The 16,023-nt window shown below is 62.5% G+C and carries 15 protein-coding genes and 2 pseudogenes; 9 read left to right on the forward strand and 8 right to left on the reverse strand.

The features are described from left to right. Positions 1 to 149 precede the first annotated feature (149 nt). From VVR27_RS06795 to VVR27_RS06810, 4 genes and pseudogenes are all read left to right on the forward strand, one after another. Positions 150 to 776, forward strand: coding sequence for a TlpA disulfide reductase family protein (locus tag VVR27_RS06795; RefSeq protein WP_368547676.1), 627 nt, complete (start codon positions 150 to 152; stop codon positions 774 to 776). Continuing rightward, the gene (locus tag VVR27_RS06800; RefSeq protein WP_368547677.1) at positions 776 to 1,570 is read left to right on the forward strand and encodes a cytochrome c biogenesis CcdA family protein; all 795 of its coding nucleotides are present in this window, start codon (positions 776 to 778) and stop codon (positions 1,568 to 1,570) included. The genes VVR27_RS06795 and VVR27_RS06800 overlap by 1 nt, the downstream gene beginning before the upstream one ends. A gap of 89 nt (positions 1,571 to 1,659) precedes the next feature. Next, the gene (locus tag VVR27_RS06805) at positions 1,660 to 1,737 is read left to right on the forward strand and encodes a cytochrome c biogenesis protein ResB (protein WP_345447609.1); all 78 of its coding nucleotides are present in this window, start codon (positions 1,660 to 1,662) and stop codon (positions 1,735 to 1,737) included. Between the two features lie 89 nt (positions 1,738 to 1,826). Continuing rightward, a pseudogene (locus VVR27_RS06810) lies at positions 1,827 to 2,716 on the forward strand (cytochrome c biogenesis protein ResB); the annotation flags it as partial. 23 nt (positions 2,717 to 2,739) lie between these two features. Here VVR27_RS06810 and VVR27_RS06815 read toward each other — a convergent pair. Continuing rightward, positions 2,740 to 3,519: pseudogene (locus VVR27_RS06815) on the reverse strand (DUF4158 domain-containing protein); the annotation flags it as partial. A gap of 452 nt (positions 3,520 to 3,971) precedes the next feature. On the opposite strand from VVR27_RS06815, the gene VVR27_RS06820 reads away from it, so the two are divergent. Both VVR27_RS06820 and VVR27_RS06825 read left to right on the forward strand, forming a co-directional pair. Further along, positions 3,972 to 4,340, forward strand: coding sequence for a helix-turn-helix transcriptional regulator (locus VVR27_RS06820; RefSeq protein WP_013350243.1), 369 nt, complete (start codon positions 3,972 to 3,974; stop codon positions 4,338 to 4,340). After that, positions 4,337 to 6,277 carry a heavy metal translocating P-type ATPase gene (locus tag VVR27_RS06825; RefSeq protein ID WP_368547678.1) on the forward strand — a complete coding sequence of 647 codons (1,941 nt, stop codon included), beginning with the start codon at positions 4,337 to 4,339 and terminating at the stop codon, positions 6,275 to 6,277. The genes VVR27_RS06820 and VVR27_RS06825 overlap by 4 nt, the downstream gene beginning before the upstream one ends. Positions 6,278 to 6,563: 286 nt before the next feature. On the opposite strand, the gene VVR27_RS06830 is transcribed toward VVR27_RS06825, so the two are convergent. The 6 genes from VVR27_RS06830 to VVR27_RS06855 form a co-directional block, all read right to left on the reverse strand. Next, entirely contained in the window at positions 6,564 to 6,788 is a 225-nt protein-coding gene (locus tag VVR27_RS06830) for a trehalase-like domain-containing protein (protein WP_409349936.1), read from the reverse strand. 168 nt (positions 6,789 to 6,956) lie between these two features. Continuing rightward, positions 6,957 to 7,640 carry a DUF305 domain-containing protein gene (locus tag VVR27_RS06835; protein ID WP_368547714.1) on the reverse strand — a complete coding sequence of 228 codons (684 nt, stop codon included), beginning with the start codon at positions 7,638 to 7,640 and terminating at the stop codon, positions 6,957 to 6,959. Positions 7,641 to 7,688: 48 nt separating this feature from the next. After that, positions 7,689 to 9,923 (reverse strand): copper-translocating P-type ATPase, encoded by a 2,235-nt coding sequence (locus VVR27_RS06840; RefSeq protein ID WP_409349937.1) that lies wholly within the window; start codon positions 9,921 to 9,923, stop codon positions 7,689 to 7,691. Between the two features lie 51 nt (positions 9,924 to 9,974). Then, positions 9,975 to 10,301, reverse strand: coding sequence for a cation transporter (locus VVR27_RS06845; protein WP_345447618.1), 327 nt, complete (start codon positions 10,299 to 10,301; stop codon positions 9,975 to 9,977). A 114-nt stretch (positions 10,302 to 10,415) separates the two neighbouring features. After that, positions 10,416 to 11,543: a sensor histidine kinase gene (locus tag VVR27_RS06850; protein ID WP_368547679.1), complete on the reverse strand. Its 1,128-nt coding sequence runs from the start codon at positions 11,541 to 11,543 to the stop codon at positions 10,416 to 10,418. Continuing rightward, a complete protein-coding gene (locus VVR27_RS06855) occupies positions 11,540 to 12,262 on the reverse strand; it encodes a response regulator transcription factor (protein WP_345447603.1) in 723 nt (240 codons plus the stop codon). Before VVR27_RS06855 ends, VVR27_RS06850 begins: the two co-directional genes overlap by 4 nt. A 403-nt stretch (positions 12,263 to 12,665) precedes the next feature. Between VVR27_RS06855 and VVR27_RS06860 the strand changes: the two genes are divergently transcribed. Together VVR27_RS06860 and VVR27_RS06865 are read left to right on the forward strand one after the other, a co-directional pair. Next, positions 12,666 to 13,241, forward strand: coding sequence for a CueP family metal-binding protein (locus VVR27_RS06860; protein WP_075728841.1), 576 nt, complete (start codon positions 12,666 to 12,668; stop codon positions 13,239 to 13,241). Between the two features lie 71 nt (positions 13,242 to 13,312). After that, complete coding sequence (locus VVR27_RS06865; protein WP_368547680.1) at positions 13,313 to 14,788, forward strand: multicopper oxidase family protein; 1,476 nt, start codon at positions 13,313 to 13,315, stop codon at positions 14,786 to 14,788. Between the two features lie 273 nt (positions 14,789 to 15,061). Here VVR27_RS06865 and VVR27_RS06870 read toward each other — a convergent pair whose 3' ends face one another. After that, positions 15,062 to 15,772: an IS6 family transposase gene (locus VVR27_RS06870; protein WP_368547681.1), complete on the reverse strand. Its 711-nt coding sequence runs from the start codon at positions 15,770 to 15,772 to the stop codon at positions 15,062 to 15,064. Here VVR27_RS06870 and VVR27_RS06875 point away from each other — a divergent pair. Further along, a complete protein-coding gene (locus VVR27_RS06875) occupies positions 15,771 to 15,995 on the forward strand; it encodes a hypothetical protein (RefSeq protein WP_368547682.1) in 225 nt (74 codons plus the stop codon). The genes VVR27_RS06870 and VVR27_RS06875 overlap by 2 nt on opposite strands. The last annotated feature ends 28 nt before the right edge of the window (positions 15,996 to 16,023 follow it).

Genomic DNA, 16,023 nt, shown 5'->3' on the forward strand with positions numbered 1-16,023 from the left:
AACCGAACTGGAACAGGTTGCCACATAACCCCAGCAATCCACGGTGGGGACGGTGCCGGTAATACCGGAACCCGCCTCGCAGTCCGCAATGTATATACCCAGCGTGGACCTCTGGGCCAACGCTGCGAACATCCCAGGAGCTAGAAATCATGACCGACCCCCTTCCGTCCCCCTTGAAGCATGCGGGACGCCGCGCTTTCCTGCGTGCAGCCGTGCTTGGCGCCGCTGTCCTGCCACTGGCGGCATGTGTGGGAGATGAGGACTCCCTGGCCAAGCAGGCGCGGGAGGGAAACAACAAGAACTACATAGCCGGCGATGGTTCGGTGGAGGAATACGGTCCCGGCTCACGCACGGCCCCGGTCGAGATCAGCGCGGTGGCCTATGACGGAACAGCCATTGATTCGGCCACCTGGGTGGGCCAGGCAACGGTGCTGAACTTCTGGTACGCGGCATGTACACCGTGCCGCATTGAGGCCCCGCTCCTGGTGGAACTCAGCAGCGAATATGAGGGCAAGGTCGAGTTCATTGGCATCAATGTGCGCGACGAGAAGGAGGCCGCCGAGGCGTTCGAGCGCACCTTCGGCATCACCTACCCCTCGGTGCAGGACACCCAGGGCGCGATCCAGCTGGCCATGACCCAGTACGTTCCGTTGCAAGCGGTGCCCACCACCCTGGTGCTGGATAGGCAGGGCAGGGTCGCGGCACGCATTCTGGGTGCTGCAGAAAAAAGTACGCTCAAGGCCCTGATCGATACCGCCCTCACCGAGGCCCTGTGATGCTTTCATCGCTCGTTGCTTCCCTCGCAATTCCTGCACAGGGGGGCAACCAGTTTGCAGAGATTGTGCAGGACGGTTCGCTGATCCTCGCGGTCCCCGTGGCCATCCTTGCGGGACTGGTCTCCTTCCTGTCCCCGTGCGTGCTGCCCCTGGTGCCTGGCTACCTGGGTTACGTCACCGGCCTGTCCGGCGCCGACCTCGCCGAACAGAAGCGTGGTCGCATGGTCGCGGGCATTGTCCTGTTCATCCTCGGTTTCACGGCCGTCTTTGTCCTGGCGGGCGTGGTCTTTTCACAGATTGCCGTCTGGATGAGATTCGAAGGTTCTTGGGTAACCCAGCTGCTTGGTCTGGTGGTGATCCTCATGGGCGTGGTGTTCATGGGCGGTTTTTCCTTCATGCAACGCGATGCGAAAATCCATCGCAAACCACCCGCAGGGCTTTGGGGGGCACCGGTGCTCGGGGTGACCTTCGGCCTGGGCTGGGCTCCCTGCATCGGGCCAACGCTGGCGGCAGTCCTCGCGGTGAGTTCCGGAATCGACCCGAACCCCGCCAAGGGTGCGCTGCTGACGTTCTTCTACTGCATGGGCTTGGGCCTGCCATTTGTATTCATCGCACTTGGTCTGCGCCGCGGCATGGGTGCCATGAAATTCTTCCGCCGCCACCAACTGGCGATTATGCGCTTCGGCGGCGGCATGTTGATACTGCTGGGACTCCTGATGGCCACCGGCCTGTGGGGTTCGTGGGTCACGCAATTGCAGGACTGGTTCACCAATGAGGTCAGGTTGCCCATCTAATGGCGAAAAAAGTTTCTAAAAAAGACATTGCGGTCCCGGCCCTCGGGTTCCTTGGGATGCTCCGCTGGGCCTGGACCCAGCTCACCAGCATGCGCACCGCACTCTTCCTGCTGCTGCTCCTGGCGGTGGCGGCGGTGCCCGGCTCGCTCTTCCCCAGCGCTCGGTGAACCCGGAGCAGGTGACCACCTATCTGGCCAACAAGCCGGTACTTAGCCAGTGACTTGACCGCTTCCAGCTCTTTGATGTCTATTCCTCGGTGTGGTTCTCGGCGATCTACCTGCTGCTGTTCATCTCCCTGATCGGGTGCATCCTGCCCCGGGTCAAGAAGCACGCCCAGGCGCTGCGAACCCCGCCGCCACGGACGCCTTCGCGGCTGGACCGCCTGCCGCAGAATGGAGCCATCCGGATCCAGCCGGCCTCCGAGTCCGGTCTCAGCGACGCGCAAATCGCCAGGGAAGCCGCGGCGCTCTTGAAGAAACGCGGATACCGCTCCGAAGCCCGCACCGAGGGGGCTAACCCGTCGGTCGGCGCGGAACGGGGATACACCCGGGAAATCGGCAACCTCCTGTTCCACACGTCTCTGGTGGGACTCCTGGCCTCGGTGGGTATCGGTGGGGCGTTTGGCTACAACGGGCAGCACCTGTTAGTCGAGGGGACACGTTCGTCAACTCCCTGGTGTCCTACGACGCTTTCACCCCCGGCACCTGGTTCCAGGAAGACTCCTTGGACCCCTACTCGGTGAAGCTCGAGAAGTTCAACGTCACCTTCGACCGCGAATCGACCACGCACTTCGGCCAGCCCCTCGATTTCACCGCCGAGGTCGAAACCCGCCGCAGCCCCGACGCCGAACCCGAAAAGGAAACGATCCGAGTCAACCACCCGCTGCGCATCGATGGCGCGGACATGTACCTGGTCGGCAACGGCTACGCACCGGTGGTCACCGTACGTGACGGCGACGGTGACGTTGCCTTCAGCGGCCCGGTGGTCTCCGTGCCGCAGGATGGCATGTACACCTCCCTGATGGTCATCAAGGCCCCCGATGCGAAGCCGGACCAGCTGGGGTTCCAGGGATTTCTGCTGCCCACCGCGATGACGGACGAGACAGGGTTCGCGATTTCCGGGGACCCGAACGCCATTAACCCGCAGCTCCAGCTGAATTCCTACTATGGGGACCTGGGGCTGGATGCCGGCATTCCTGAAGTCTCCACCGCGCCAATCCCCAGGGCCCTGACTTGCTCGACCCGCGCCAGGGCCTTGTTCAAGGCAGGCCCGGACAACCTCACAGGCCCTGCGCGTAATGCTTCTAACCTGGACCCACGGGCACCCTCATCAACGGCCAGCAATCCAAGCAAACGTCCCGGCAACTGAGGATCCGCGGCCATTGCTGCCCCAGCCAGTCGCTCGTACAGCTCCGACACTGCACGTTCACGGGCAGCCTGAACCGACTTCAATAGTCTCGTCACTCCAGGAAGGAGTATCTGTTTCCGACGCAACCAGGCCACCGCATGGGCGAACAACGCCTTCGGCCCCTCACCGTGCGTCCAGGCGCGCGAGTAAACGAACTCGCTCAGATCCTCGACCGCAGCTCCCGTGAAGTCCCCATAGCCATAGAGCCGGCGGATCTCCCGCGCATGAGCGTTCGGAGTCGCAACCCGCTCGGGGTACCGCTTGATCACCGACGGATCATTGATTCGGAGCTGTGCCGCCAAATATTCCACCACGGACCACGGAACATCCAGCGGATCCGACAGGAACGCCCCCAGGAACCGCACTGTCCCAACCTGAAGCGCAAAACCGAGCCGATTATGCTCACCGCGACGCTCAGCAATCCCTTCCAGGTCAGCCGCGTCGAGATAGAAGAACTGCTCCAGCTCCGCCGGAGATGGTTCGCCTACGAACCGCCCGAACACCACCGTTTGTTCCTCGGTCAAATATTGATCAGTCGGCATATCACCACGCTACCTCGCGCCCGAGCAGGGCTTAGCGCTCAATCCGTCCCCATTACTACCAAGACCCCAACATGATGCTGATTTCCGTCGAGCTTCGATTGTCATCAAAGATTCGGCAGGGCAACTGTTAGCAATTCAACTTTCCGGACAGAGCGATGACCGGCTGGAACTTCGGCTCGCTGAATCAATGTCCAAAGAGAGCATGGAACAACTATTCCGCGAAGTCGGAGGAACTTACTAACATTCCCGGAGGAGTCATCCCGCAACGAACGGTCCAAAAAGGTCCACCATAGGGTTTTGGGCTATAAACTAACGAAACAGAGTTATGAGAAACCAGCACCAGTAAAATCGCGCCATTCGAGCATCCAGCTCGAATGGCGCGATTATTCATCCCCAAAACCATCGATTTTGGGCGGTGCCACTAGTACATCAAGTGCTGTATAGTACATCGTATGATGAACATTGAATCGCGAATCGATGCGATGAACCGGCTTGGCCGCGCCATGGCCGACCCCACCCGGTCGCGCATCCTCCTATCCTTGCTGCACGAACCCGGATACCCAGCGGAACTTGCCCAGGCCCTGGGACTGAGCCGCGCCAACGTTTCCAACCATCTGACCTGCCTGCGCGGGTGCGGAATTGTCGTGGCAAAAATGGAAGGCCGCAAAACCCGGTACGAAATCACCGATCCTCACCTCACCACCGCCCTGAGCGCCCTGGTTGACGTGACGTTGGCCGTCGATGATCAAGTACCTTGCCTGGACTCTTCCTGCCCTGACTGCGCCACCAGCGCCGATCGAGAACACGAGGAGCAAGCATGAGTTCCGCCTGCGGTTGCGATTCACCGGAACCCACCGAAGAATTCGAAGAGGAACTGCCCTGGTGGCGGGATTGGCATGTACTCGTCCCCATAGCCTCAGGCGTTTTCTTCCTCGCTGGGCTCGTCCTTGAATGGAGCACCCACGGCGAAAGCGCCGCCATCGTGGCCTTGGTGCTGTTTTGGATCGGCCTGCTGCTGGGCGCTTTTACCTTTGTGCCCGGCGCCCTGAGAAACCTGTTCACGAAACGGAAACTCGGCATTGGGCTGCTGATGACCATCAGCGCCACCGGTGCGGTCATCCTCGGCTATGTCGAGGAAGCCGCAGCCCTGGCATTCCTGTATTCCATTGCCGAAGCCCTGGAAGACAAAGCCATGGACAGGGCACGCTCGGGCCTGCGCTCTTTGTTGAAGCTCGTCCCGGAAACGGCCACCGTCATCCGTGACGGCGCACCGGTCGTGGTCAGTGCAGCAGAAATCAAGATTGGCGATGCCCTGCGTGTGAAGCCTGGTGAACGCTTGGCAACCGATGGCGTGGTCAACCAAGGATCAAGCAGCTTAGACACCTCCGCTATCACGGGGGAATCAATTCCCGTGGAAGTAACCGTGGGTGACCAGGTTGCTGCTGGTTCCATCAATTCATCCGGCGCGCTAGTAGTCACTGCAACGGCGAACGGCACGGACAACTCCCTGACCACGTTGGTGAGCCTAGTCGAGCAAGCCCAGTCGGAACGTGGCGAACGGGCACGGCTCGCTGACCGCATTGCCCGCCCGCTGGTTCCCGGTGTCATCGTCCTGGCAGTACTGGTCGCTGTGCTTGGAGCAATCTTCGGCGATCCCGAAACATGGATCACACGCGCACTGATCGTGCTGGTCGCAGCCTCGCCTTGCGCGATGGCCATCGCCGTTCCTGTCACCGTTGTTTCCGCCATCGGAGCTGCCAGCAAGTTCGGTGTCATCATCAAAAGCGGAGCAGCCTTCGAACGGCTTGGTTCCCTGCGCCGCATCGCGGTAGATAAAACTGGAACACTCACACGCAACCAGCCAGTGGTCACGCAAGTCCAGACCGTTGATGATGCGACCCGCGAAGAGGTGCTCGCCGTTGCCGCCGCCCTGGAACAGCACAGCACCCACCCTCTAGCTACGGCCATCACCTCAGCAGTACCCGCGATCCCGGAGGCAACGGCGGTTAACGAAGAGCCAGGACACGGTATTACCGGCGTCCTGGATGGTGTTCAGGTCGGGGTCGGCAGTCCTCGATGGATTGCCCCAGGATCGCTTGCTTCCGCTGTTGAATCCATGGAAGCCTCCGGGCAAACCTGCGTCATGGTCACTCGTGCAGAGCAGGTCATTGGCGTGATCGGCGTGCGCGATGAGCTACGCCCTGAAGCGGCCGAGGCAATTCGAGACCTGCATAACCAGGGAATCGACGTGGTGATGCTCACCGGCGATAACTCCCGTACTGCCCACGCGCTGGCTTCAATCGCCGGCATTGACACCGTTCATGCCGAACTGCGACCTGAAGACAAGGCCCGTGAAATCGCTTCGTCGGTGCAGCAGGTTCCTACAGGGATGATCGGTGACGGGATCAACGATGCCCCTGCCTTGGCTAGCGCTACCGTGGGGATTGCGATGGGCGCTACAGGTGCCGATGCCGCCATAGAATCAGCCGACGTAGCCTTCACCGGCCACGATTTGAGACTGATCCCGCAAGCTTTGTCCCATGCCCGACGGGGCCGGGCGATCATGAATCAGAACATCGTCCTGTCAATGGCAATCATCGTTGTCCTGCTGCCCTTGGCTATTACCGGAGTGCTGGGATTGGCCGCGGTAGTGCTGGTTCACGAGGTCGCAGAAGTCATCGTGATTGCCAACGGCCTTCGTGCTGCCCGCGTCCACCGCAAGCAGCTCACACAGCAGCCTGGCAACGTCCTGCATTAGCGCTGGTTTCGTTGCTGTTGAAGGCGGGGCACTATTTCCACCAGGAAATTAGCACCCCGCCTTCAACCATTGAGAACCAAAGTGAATCGTGCTGTGCGATGCGCCATTTTTAACGGTGATAAACCGCCAATTGAAACTAATAGTCATACGCCGGGGATTCCCGGTTTTTGGTTGCTTGGTCAAGAACGGTCGTTTTTGACACATTGAGCGACGGTGCTCAAAAGTAGGCTCATGGAGCTGACTTTATGTGTCAAAAGTCTGTTTCAATACTAGATTGTCTCACAACCTATAAGACGCGGGCGGATGAGGCTATGAGGAAAAGCCCGGCGGGACAACCCCCGAGCACATCTACTAGCCAGTGACCATCACGATGGTCGCCGAGAAGAGCGGAAAAGGCCGCCTGGGAGTCAAAGCGCGGCAGACACAACCAATCAATGCTGCCCTGCCGGCAGACCAGGGCGGCCGTGTGAGTATCGGACAATAATGCGTAGTCCTCCAAGGGTCTGGACACAGGAGCTTTTCCCTATCCTCAGTGGTGCGACCAGAGGGAGAAGAAACATCCACCCCGGTGCACCCGCTGCGGTGACAACGACCCATCGCCCGCAGCAGGTGGCAATCGTCACGGTTATCCCTCTTTTTCAGATTCCTGTCCTCGGGATCAGAAAAAGACGGGCACCTGTCATAGGTCAGTGAGCATCTGCTCCATCTCGGCGATCTCGGCCTCCTGGTCGTTGATAACTTGTTCGGCCAGGGTGATCGCATGGGGATTCTGGCCGTCAGCAACCTCGTCACGGGCCATGTCGACCGCACCTTCGTGGTGGACGGTCATCTGCTCCAGGTAGAGGCGGGCAGCCTCGGTGCCCTGGGCTTCCTCAAGGGCTGTCATGTCCTCCTGGCTCATCATCCCGCTCATGCCACCCATCTCGCCGTGATCCATGCCACCCATCTCATCCATGGTCCCCATGCCCCCAGAGTCGGTGACCGGCTGCTGGTCCCAGGCCTCGAGCATGGCGTTCATCCGGTCAATCTCCGGTCCCTGGGCGTCAATAACCCCCTGGGCAAACTCCACGACCTGGGCGGGGATACCCTCCTTGGCCAGGAGCGTCTCACTCATCTCCACGGCCTGCTGGTGATGGGGGATCATCATCTGGGCAAACATGATGTCCGCGTCGTTGTGATCGGCGGAGATCTCCCCGTCCGCCTCAGTCGTCGCCGTGGTGGTCTCGGTCGTCTCAGGGGTAGTCGTCGCAGTGCTGGTGGCAGAGGTGGGGGCAGAGGTGGTGGCGTCGGTGGCCTCACCGCAGGCGGCCAGCGTCAGGGTGGAGGCCACGGCGAGAGTGGAAAGAATAAGGGTGCGCTTCATGGTGGAGCCTTTCAGGGTCATATGGGGGCAGTGGAGAGAAGTGGTGGATCAGTGGACGGCAGTGGATGCCGGAGTAGGCGTGGTGTGTTCCTCCTTCGGACTGGTGGGAGCCAGGTGGGTCGGGTCCAGATCAATCCGGCGCAGCAGCTGAGCGTTAAGCGCCACCACAATCGTCGACAGCGACATCAACACCGCAGCAGCAGCCGGGGGAAGCAGAATGCCGATAGGGGTGAGCACACCGGCGGCCAGGGGCACGGCCACGATGTTGTAACCGGACGCCCAGATGAGGTTCTGGATCATCTTGCGGTAGCTGGCCTGCGAGAGCTCAATCATCGACAACACCGCCCGGGGATCGTCACTGGCCAGGACCACTCCGGCGGATTCCATCGCCACATCCGTGCCGGCCCCGATGGCGATGCCGACCTCGGCGCGGGCCAGGGCCGGGGCGTCGTTGACACCGTCGCCGACCATGGCCACGCTCAGGCCACGCTCCTGTAACTGGGTGACTTTGGTGTCCTTGTCCTGGGGCAGGACCTCGGCGAAGACCTCATCGATCCCCAGGTCCTGGCCAACCGCCTGGGCCACCTGCTGCGCGTCACCGGTAATCATCGCGACCTTCACCCCGCGGTCCTGCAGGGCTTTCACTGCGGCGCGGGATTCGGGGCGGATCTTGTCCTCGACGGCCACCACACCGATGATCTGACCGTCGCGGACAATATGGAGCACACCGGCCCCACGCCCGGTCCAGGCGCTGGTGGTCTCGGTGAGCTCGGCCGGGGTGGTGAGGTTGAACTCGCGCAGCATGTTCGGCCCGCCCACGAGGATCTCAGCGCCATCGACAGTGGCCCGGACCCCCCGGCCGGAGGCGGCGCTGAAACCAGTTGCACGGATTTGCCGACGGGAGGCCTCGGGATGGGCGGCCGCGGCCGCCACGATGGCGCGGGCCACGGGGTGCTCGCTGTCGGCCTCCGCGGCGGCGGCCAGGGCCAGCAGCTCGCCCTCGGTGACGCCGACAGCTGCCGCGACACCGGTGACCGCGTGCTCACCCTCGGTCAGGGTGCCGGTTTTGTCGAAGAGCACCACGTCGATGGTGCGCATCCGCTCGAGCGCCATCCGGTCCTTGATAAGCACCCCGGATTTCGCGGCCCGCTCGGTGGAGATCGCAATGACCAGCGGAATCGCCAGGCCCAGGGCGTGCGGACAGGCGATGACCAGCACCGTGACCGTGCGCATCACGGCATCGTCCGGGCTGCCGATGATGGTCCACACCACCGCGGTGATCAGAGCGGAGATCAACGCGAACCAGAACAACAACGCCGCCGCCCGATCCGCCAGGGCCTGGGCCCGGGAGGAGGACTCCTGGGCGTCGGCAACCATGCGTTGGATCCCGGCCAGGGCGGTGTCCCCGCCGGTAGCCTCCACCCGGATGCGGACGGTGTTGTCGGTGGCCACGGTACCGGCGACCACCTTGTCACCGGTGTCGCGGAAGACGGGACGAGATTCGCCGGTGATCATCGCCTCATCGAATTCGGCGGCTCCGTCGAGGATGGTTCCGTCGGCCGGCACCCGGGCACCGGCCCTCACCAGCACGACGTCGTCGACGACCAGCTCGGAGATGGACACGGTGCGGGTGGTCCCGTCGATGACTTTCTCGGCCTCATCCGGCAGCAGGGCAGCCAGCGCGTCAAGCGCGGAGGACGCGGCCCCGAGAGCGCGCATCTCCAGCCAGTGGCCCAGCAGCATGATGGTCACCAGCAGGGCCAGCTCCCACCAGAAGTCCAGGTCAAAACCGCCCAGCCCTAGAGTGGTGACCCAGGAGGCGACAAACGCCACGGTGATGGCCATGGCAATCAGGAGCATCATCCCGGGTTGGCGGGATTTCAGTTCCGTCCATCCGCCCTTGAGGAAAGGCGTTCCGCCGTAGACGAAGATAATCGTGCCCAGTACCGGGGGGATCCAGGTGGATCCGGGGAATGCCGGGAGGTGGTAGCCGAGCAGGTGGGCGACCATGGGGCTGAAAATAACGACGGGAATGGACAGAATCAGCGACCACCAGAAGCGGTCCCGAAACATTGCGGTGCTGTGCCCGGCGTGTTCGCCGTGACCATGAACCTGGTGGTCTTCGTCCAGGACGGAGTGCGGGTGATCGTGGGGCATCGCCTGGCCGTGGGTGTCGGCATCTGCGTGGTGTTCGTGGCTGGCATGGTCCGGGTGGTGGGTGTGGTCTGTTTCCGGAGCGGGGTGATCACCATGGTGATCACCGGAATGGTGGGGAGTGCTCATTACGTTCCTTCCGCTCAACCCGGTCGGGGTCGAGATGATGGGTAAAACTGATCAGGATAAGACGGTGTAGCCGGCCTCCTCGATGGCCCGGCGAACCATCTCCGGAGGTACGACACCGGTGACCGTGACGGTGGAAACACCACCAGCAGCGAGATCAACCTGGACGTCGTCGACCTGGGGGAGGGCCTGAAGGGCCTGGGTCACGCTTTTCGCGCAGTGCCCGCAGGTCAGGCCGGTGACCTGGTAGCTAGGGGAGGACCCTCCTGTTGACGAGTCGCTGGCGGCAGGGATGGAGGCAGTGTCGGCATGCGAGGCAGGTCCGCAACAGCTGCAGCTGTGGGAGGCCATCGGCAAGAGGCGGGGCGGGGAGGTGATCATGGGAAAGCTCCTACGGGTCGGTGGGATGCGGCGATGCTACTCTCTAGCATATACCCCAAGGGGGTATATTTTCAAGGGGTGAAGGGCACGGCCCTCACTCGGGGCAGGGTGCGGTCACCGAGCAGCCTCCTCACTGTCGGGAGGGGACAGCGGGAGGCGGAGGGCAAACACCGCTCCGCGACCGGGTCCGGGGGAGGTGGCGGTGAGAGTGCCGCCGTGGGCCTCGATCAATGCCTTGGAGATGGTCAGACCGATACCGGACCCGCCGTTGTCCCGGCTGCGGGCGGCATCCCCCCGGTAGAAGCGTTCGAAGATGTGTCCGAGCTGGCCAGGTGGGATGCCCTCGCCGTCATCGGCAACGTGGATGAGCGCGGTGGAAGCCCCCTGTCGGTGGATGCTGATCCGGACCTGCCCGCCGGCCGGGGTGTGCCGTAGCGCGTTCGACAGGAGATTGCTCATCACCTGGCCGAAGCGTTGCCGGTCCACGAGCACCCGAGCGGTGTCCGTAATGGTCTCGACCTGTAAATCGACGCCTTTGTCAGCATAAGCTTCCCCCGCGGCAGCAGCGGCGGTATGGAGCAGATCCCCGAGCCCTTCCTCCGCCAGGTCCAAATCGATCCGGTGTTCCTGGGCTCGGGAGACATCGTCGATGTCTTCCATCAACCGGGTCAGGCGGGCGAGTTGGTCAGCCATGATCGTGTGGGTGGCATTATTCCAGTCCACAACCCCGTCCTGGAGACCATCGAGGTAGACCGTGAGCACCGATAAGGGGGTGCCCATTTCGTGGGCCAGATCAGAGAGCATCTGGCGGCGGACCTGTTCGGTGTGTTCCAGCCGGTCGGCCATGGTGTTGAAGGCATGCGCCAGGGTGGTGACCTCGGGGCCTGCTTCTCCGGCGGGCACGCGGATACGGTAGTTGCCGGCCGTCAGGCTGGTAGCGGCGCGGGTGAGATTCTGCAGGGGGGTGCGCAGGCGACGCGATAACCACAGGCTGGCCAGCAGGGCGCTGATCAAGGCGGTGGGCAGGGCGACGGCCAGGGTGATCAGGTTGGCGTCCCGGTAGGCCTGCTCGGCGTGGAACAGCTCCAGCGAGGGGTCCTCCTGGCCGGTCATCAACATATGATCATGGAACAGGGTCGGGCCCACCATCGTGGCCACGGCCGCGGCCACCAGCAGGCTCATCACCACGACCAACAACTGGGCGGCCAGGAAGCGGAAGGTCAGGCCGGGTCCGTGATTCATGGCTGCCCCACCCGGTAGCCCACGCCACGCACGGTGTCGATAAACCCCCGGCCCCGGGTGTCGGTGCCGAGCTTGCGACGCAAGTTGCCGATGTGGACATCGACGATGCGTTCATCACCGACCCAGGTGGTGTCCCAGACCTCGGTGACCAGGTCGTGGCGAGTCAGCACCTGGCCGGGGCGCAGGACCAGGGCAACCAGCAGCTCGAACTCCGTGCGGGTGAGCTCCACGGTCGTCTCCCCCACCCGCACCTGATGGGCGACGCGGTCAAGGATGAGGTCACCAACGATCAAGGGGGTGGTCACCTGCGGTGAGGTGGTGCTGGTGCGCGGGCGGCGCAGCACCGCATGCACCCGGGTCACCAGTTCCCGGATGCTAAAAGGTTTGGTGATGTAGTCATCCGCCCCCAGGGTCAAACCGCTGATCTTGTCGTCCTCGCTGCCACGCGCGGTGAGCATGAGGATGTAGCAGTCCGAGAAGGTGCGGATCCGTCGGCACACCTCCAGGCCGTCGAGTTCGGGTAGCCCCAGATCCAGCACCACAACATCGGGGGAAAAGCGACGGGCCTCGTCTAAGGCCTGGGTGCCGGTGTGCGCCTGGCGGGTATCGAAGCCGGCCCGGATGAGGTAGGAGGCCACCATCTGAGCCAGGGGTTGTTCATCATCGACGACCAGCACCCGCCCCGGGGGCGTGGCGGTGGTCGGTGTGCGGTCATCCATACACCCCAGTATCGCTCCGGCCAGGGGGAATACCAACCTCGCTCAGTGCCCGGCGGGGAAATCTTCATCAAATCTTCAAACATCACCCTTCGACCGCCGTCACCCCTGTGCCCCACCCCGGGCCGGCGGCATCGCCTCCCCTGGTCGGTTCAGCAGGCGCCACCAGGGATTTCGCTGCCTGCACCGCATACCCGGGGCGGGTAGAAGGACATCGCCCACGGCTGTGGGGTGGTGTCCCGGTGGTGACCCAGCCCACCGAATTCACCCCCTTTTCGCCCTGTTATGGTGCTGTGAGCAAGGTTTTTGATTTCTAGCCCGTCAGGCACCCGTGCTAGAAAAAGGTATGGCATCGACCTTGAGGCGGTGTCTTCTCACGGTCTTACCATGATTCAAGGAGATTGACGTGAAACGAGCAGCGATCGCAGCCGCCGCCCTTGCCCTCGCCCTAACGGGGTGTTCGGCCGCCGACCCGGAACCCACCGCCGACGGGACGGTGTCCCAGGATACATTCCTGACTACCCATGGCCTGGCCGCCATGGACGCGGTGGAGATCATTGATCACCTCGACCGGCAGAAGGTCACTGAGCGCCCCACGGATCTGATCGCCTCAGTGCGTGCCGATGAACTGCTACTCTCGAGCGATGACCAGGAAGTCGTGGTCGATCTTCCCGACAATCAGACGTATGTCTCGATCGCACCCTATCTCACCTCCACCCACGACTGCTTCTACCACAGCCTCACGACCTGCCTGGGGGAACTCGATAATGAGGATATCCAGGTCACGATCACCGATGAGGCAACCGGTGAGGTGCTGGTGGACGAGGCGACAACCACCTTCGACAATGGGTTTATTGGCTTCTGGCTTCCCGATGATGCCACCGGCCTGATTGAGGTCAGCTACCAGGGGCGTACCGGCACCACAGAGTTTTCCACCACCGACGACGGTGCCACCTGTGTCACAGACCTGCGCCTGACGTGATGGCTCAGCAGGGTCCACACCTGCGCCTGTATCCCGTGTCACTGAAATTTTGCACCAAGAAAGGTTAAATCATGACGAACGCGTCTTCCCGACGACAGTTGCTGCTCGGCGGGCTCGCCCTCGCCGGCACCGGGGCCCTGACCGCCTGCACCAGCAACCCTGGACCCGCTTCCTCGGCACCAGGTCCCTCCCTTCGCCCCACCCCCACTGCGCTCGGTGAGCCGACGGTGCGCCGGACACTGACCGCCCGGCCCCTCTCCCTGGATATCGGCGGCATCGAAGCCAAGACGTGGGGATACGTCTCTGACACCGGGGATGCGGCCATTGAGGCCACCGCCGGCGACGTCCTCCAGGTCGATATCACCAATGAACTGCCTGAGAGCACCTCCATCCACTGGCATGGCATCGCACTCCACAACGCAGCCGACGGTGTGCCCGGCATGACCCAGAACCCCATTGAACCTAGCGAGTCTTTCTCCTATGTTTTTGAAGTCCCCCACGGTGGCACCTACTTCTACCATTCCCACACCGGCCTGCAGCTTGATCGCGGCCTCCACGCCCCACTGATCATCCGTGACCCGCAAGACGCTGAGGACCAGGACGTCGAGTGGACCATCGTGCTCGACGACTGGGTGGACGGCATCGACGGCAGCAGTCCCGAGGATCAGCTGACCATGTTGACGGGGATGGACATGAGCGGCCACGGCGAGATGGACATGGGCGGCCACGACCAGATGGTGCACGGCACCCCGGATCAGGTACTGGGCGGGGATGCCGGCGATGTGATGTATCCGCACTACCTCATCAACGGACGTATCCCCCGTGCTCACCGGACCTTCGAGGCTCGCCCGGGCGACAAGGCCCGCCTGCGGTTTATCAACTCCGGCGGTGACACCATCTTCAAGGTGGCCCTCGGTGGTCACCGCATGACCGTCACCCACACCGACGGCTTCCCTGTCCAGCCCTGGGAGACCGAATCGATCTACCTGTCCATGGGCGAGCGTGTCGACGTCGAGGTCATCCTCGGCGACGGCGTCTTCCCGCTCACGGCTTTGGCGGTGGGTAAGGACGACCGCGCCTTCGCCGTCATCCGCACCGCCGGTGGCCAGGCCCCCCGCCCCGATGTCGACTTCCCCGAGTTGTCGTCCACCGGACTGCTTCTGTCCTCCCTGAAGCCAGCAGACCGTGCACTCCTACCCGAGGGCACACCAGACCGAGAAGTCAGCATCGACCTGGGCGGGCAGATGATGCCGTATGAATGGAGCATTCTCACCGACGGCCAATCCTCCTCCGCGACCGTGCAGGAGGGCCAGCGCCTGCGGATGGTCATGCGCAACAGGACCATGATGCCCCATCCCATGCACATCCACGGCCACACGTGGGCGCTGCCCGGCAGCGGCGGGCTACGCAAGGACACCGTCCTTCTCCGCCCGGGTGAAACCATGATCGCCGACCTGATCGCTGAGAACCCCGGTGAGTGGGCATTTCACTGCCATAACGCCTATCACATGGAAGCCGGGATGGTCAGCTCGCTTCGCTACGAGTAACCCCCACAGCAGGGTTGAGTGCCCAGGTGGGCAGAGTCGCTGCAGACCGCCCACCGGGCAGCACGATGACCTTCCTCGGTGTTGTGGTCTTCCGGGACAACCAGAACACCGTCTTCTTCCCCACCGGGTTACTGATGATCGGCATCCTGGCTGCGGCAGCTGCAGGTCTGATCTCGTTCGCTTCCTCGTGCGTCGGGTGCTGTTGCAAAGTTGGGCGGAGAGCCGAGACGACCCAGTTTCTCATTTCCTGATGGCCGCTGCGTGTGGGCGTTCTCAGGCCGTCTCGAAGACCCGGTTGGCGATCACCGCGTCCGGATTGGGGTGCCCATAAGCAAACATCGTGCCCTGACCTTTCCGTAATGAATGCATCGCCTCCATCCCTTTCAACGTCCGGTAGGCAGACGTCCGATTTTTGAACGCCCCCTTCGGTCCCAGGATTCTTTTAAGTCGGCCATGATCTCCCTCGAGAACGTTGTTCAGGTATTTCACCTGCCGGTGCTCCACCGTCTGAGGGCAGATTCCCTCCGCCTTCAGCTCGGCGATTGCCCTGGCTAGGGAGGGTGCTTTATCGGTGTTGATCACTCTGGGATACCCGGCTGACGCATTGGGTCTGAGGGCCTTGGCCAGGAAACGCTTCGCTGCGACCACGTTCCGCTTCGGAGAGAGGTTAAAGTCCAGGGTCTGGCCACCGGCGGTGATCGCCCGGTAGAGGTAGCACCACCTGCCGCCGACCCGGATATAGGTCTCATCCACCTGCCAGGAACTGGCCTGCCAGTCGGGTACCTGCCGGTACCACCGTGTTTGCTTGTCCAGCTCAGGGGCGTATTTCTGCACCCAGCGGTAGATCGTGGTGTGATCGACTGGCACACCCCGCTCGGTCATCATCTCTTCGAGGTCGCGGTAGCTCACGCCGTAGCGGCAGTACCACCGCACCGCCCACAGGATGATTTCACGGGGGAAATGACGACCGGAGAAGATACCCATGGTTGTGATTATTTCACGCCGGTCTTCCTACTGCCCCAACTTTGCAACAACACCCCCGGAAGTCATCACCACTCCCAAGCGAGTCAAAGACGAGCTCAATACACTGGCAGTCCAGGTCAACGCCTGTATCGATGAACACCTGATAAAGATCGGCGAGATAGCACAACGCCCGAGAAACGTCGGTAAAAACATCGATCTGATCATCTGTAGCTTTCGCCGTTAAGTGGCGGGGTTCTGTCGACGTTTCGTGG

It is taken from the genome of Rothia sp. LK2492 (assembly GCF_040946345.1).
GTDB lineage: Bacteria > Actinomycetota > Actinomycetes > Actinomycetales > Micrococcaceae > Rothia > Rothia endophytica.

Bases quoted from the DNA above. Each gene is read 5' to 3' on its own strand.
- VVR27_RS06795 (WP_368547676.1), top strand. From the start codon at position 150: ATGACCGACCCCCTTCCGTCCCCCTTGAAGCATGCGGGACGCCGCGCT.
- VVR27_RS06800 (WP_368547677.1), top strand. From the start codon at position 776: ATGCTTTCATCGCTCGTTGCTTCCCTCGCAATTCCTGCACAGGGGGGC.
- VVR27_RS06805 (WP_345447609.1), top strand. From the start codon at position 1,660: ATGCGCACCGCACTCTTCCTGCTGCTGCTCCTGGCGGTGGCGGCGGTG.
- VVR27_RS06820 (WP_013350243.1), top strand. From the start codon at position 3,972: ATGATGAACATTGAATCGCGAATCGATGCGATGAACCGGCTTGGCCGC.
- VVR27_RS06825 (WP_368547678.1), top strand. From the start codon at position 4,337: ATGAGTTCCGCCTGCGGTTGCGATTCACCGGAACCCACCGAAGAATTC.
- VVR27_RS06835 (WP_368547714.1), bottom strand. From the start codon at position 7,640: ATGAAGCGCACCCTTATTCTTTCCACTCTCGCCGTGGCCTCCACCCTG.
- VVR27_RS06840 (WP_409349937.1), bottom strand. From the start codon at position 9,923: ATGAGCACTCCCCACCATTCCGGTGATCACCATGGTGATCACCCCGCT.
- VVR27_RS06845 (WP_345447618.1), bottom strand. From the start codon at position 10,301: ATGATCACCTCCCCGCCCCGCCTCTTGCCGATGGCCTCCCACAGCTGC.
- VVR27_RS06850 (WP_368547679.1), bottom strand. From the start codon at position 11,543: ATGAATCACGGACCCGGCCTGACCTTCCGCTTCCTGGCCGCCCAGTTG.
- VVR27_RS06855 (WP_345447603.1), bottom strand. From the start codon at position 12,262: ATGGATGACCGCACACCGACCACCGCCACGCCCCCGGGGCGGGTGCTG.
- VVR27_RS06865 (WP_368547680.1), top strand. From the start codon at position 13,313: ATGACGAACGCGTCTTCCCGACGACAGTTGCTGCTCGGCGGGCTCGCC.
- VVR27_RS06875 (WP_368547682.1), top strand. From the start codon at position 15,771: ATGGTTGTGATTATTTCACGCCGGTCTTCCTACTGCCCCAACTTTGCA.
- VVR27_RS06870 (WP_368547681.1), bottom strand. From the start codon at position 15,772: ATGGGTATCTTCTCCGGTCGTCATTTCCCCCGTGAAATCATCCTGTGG.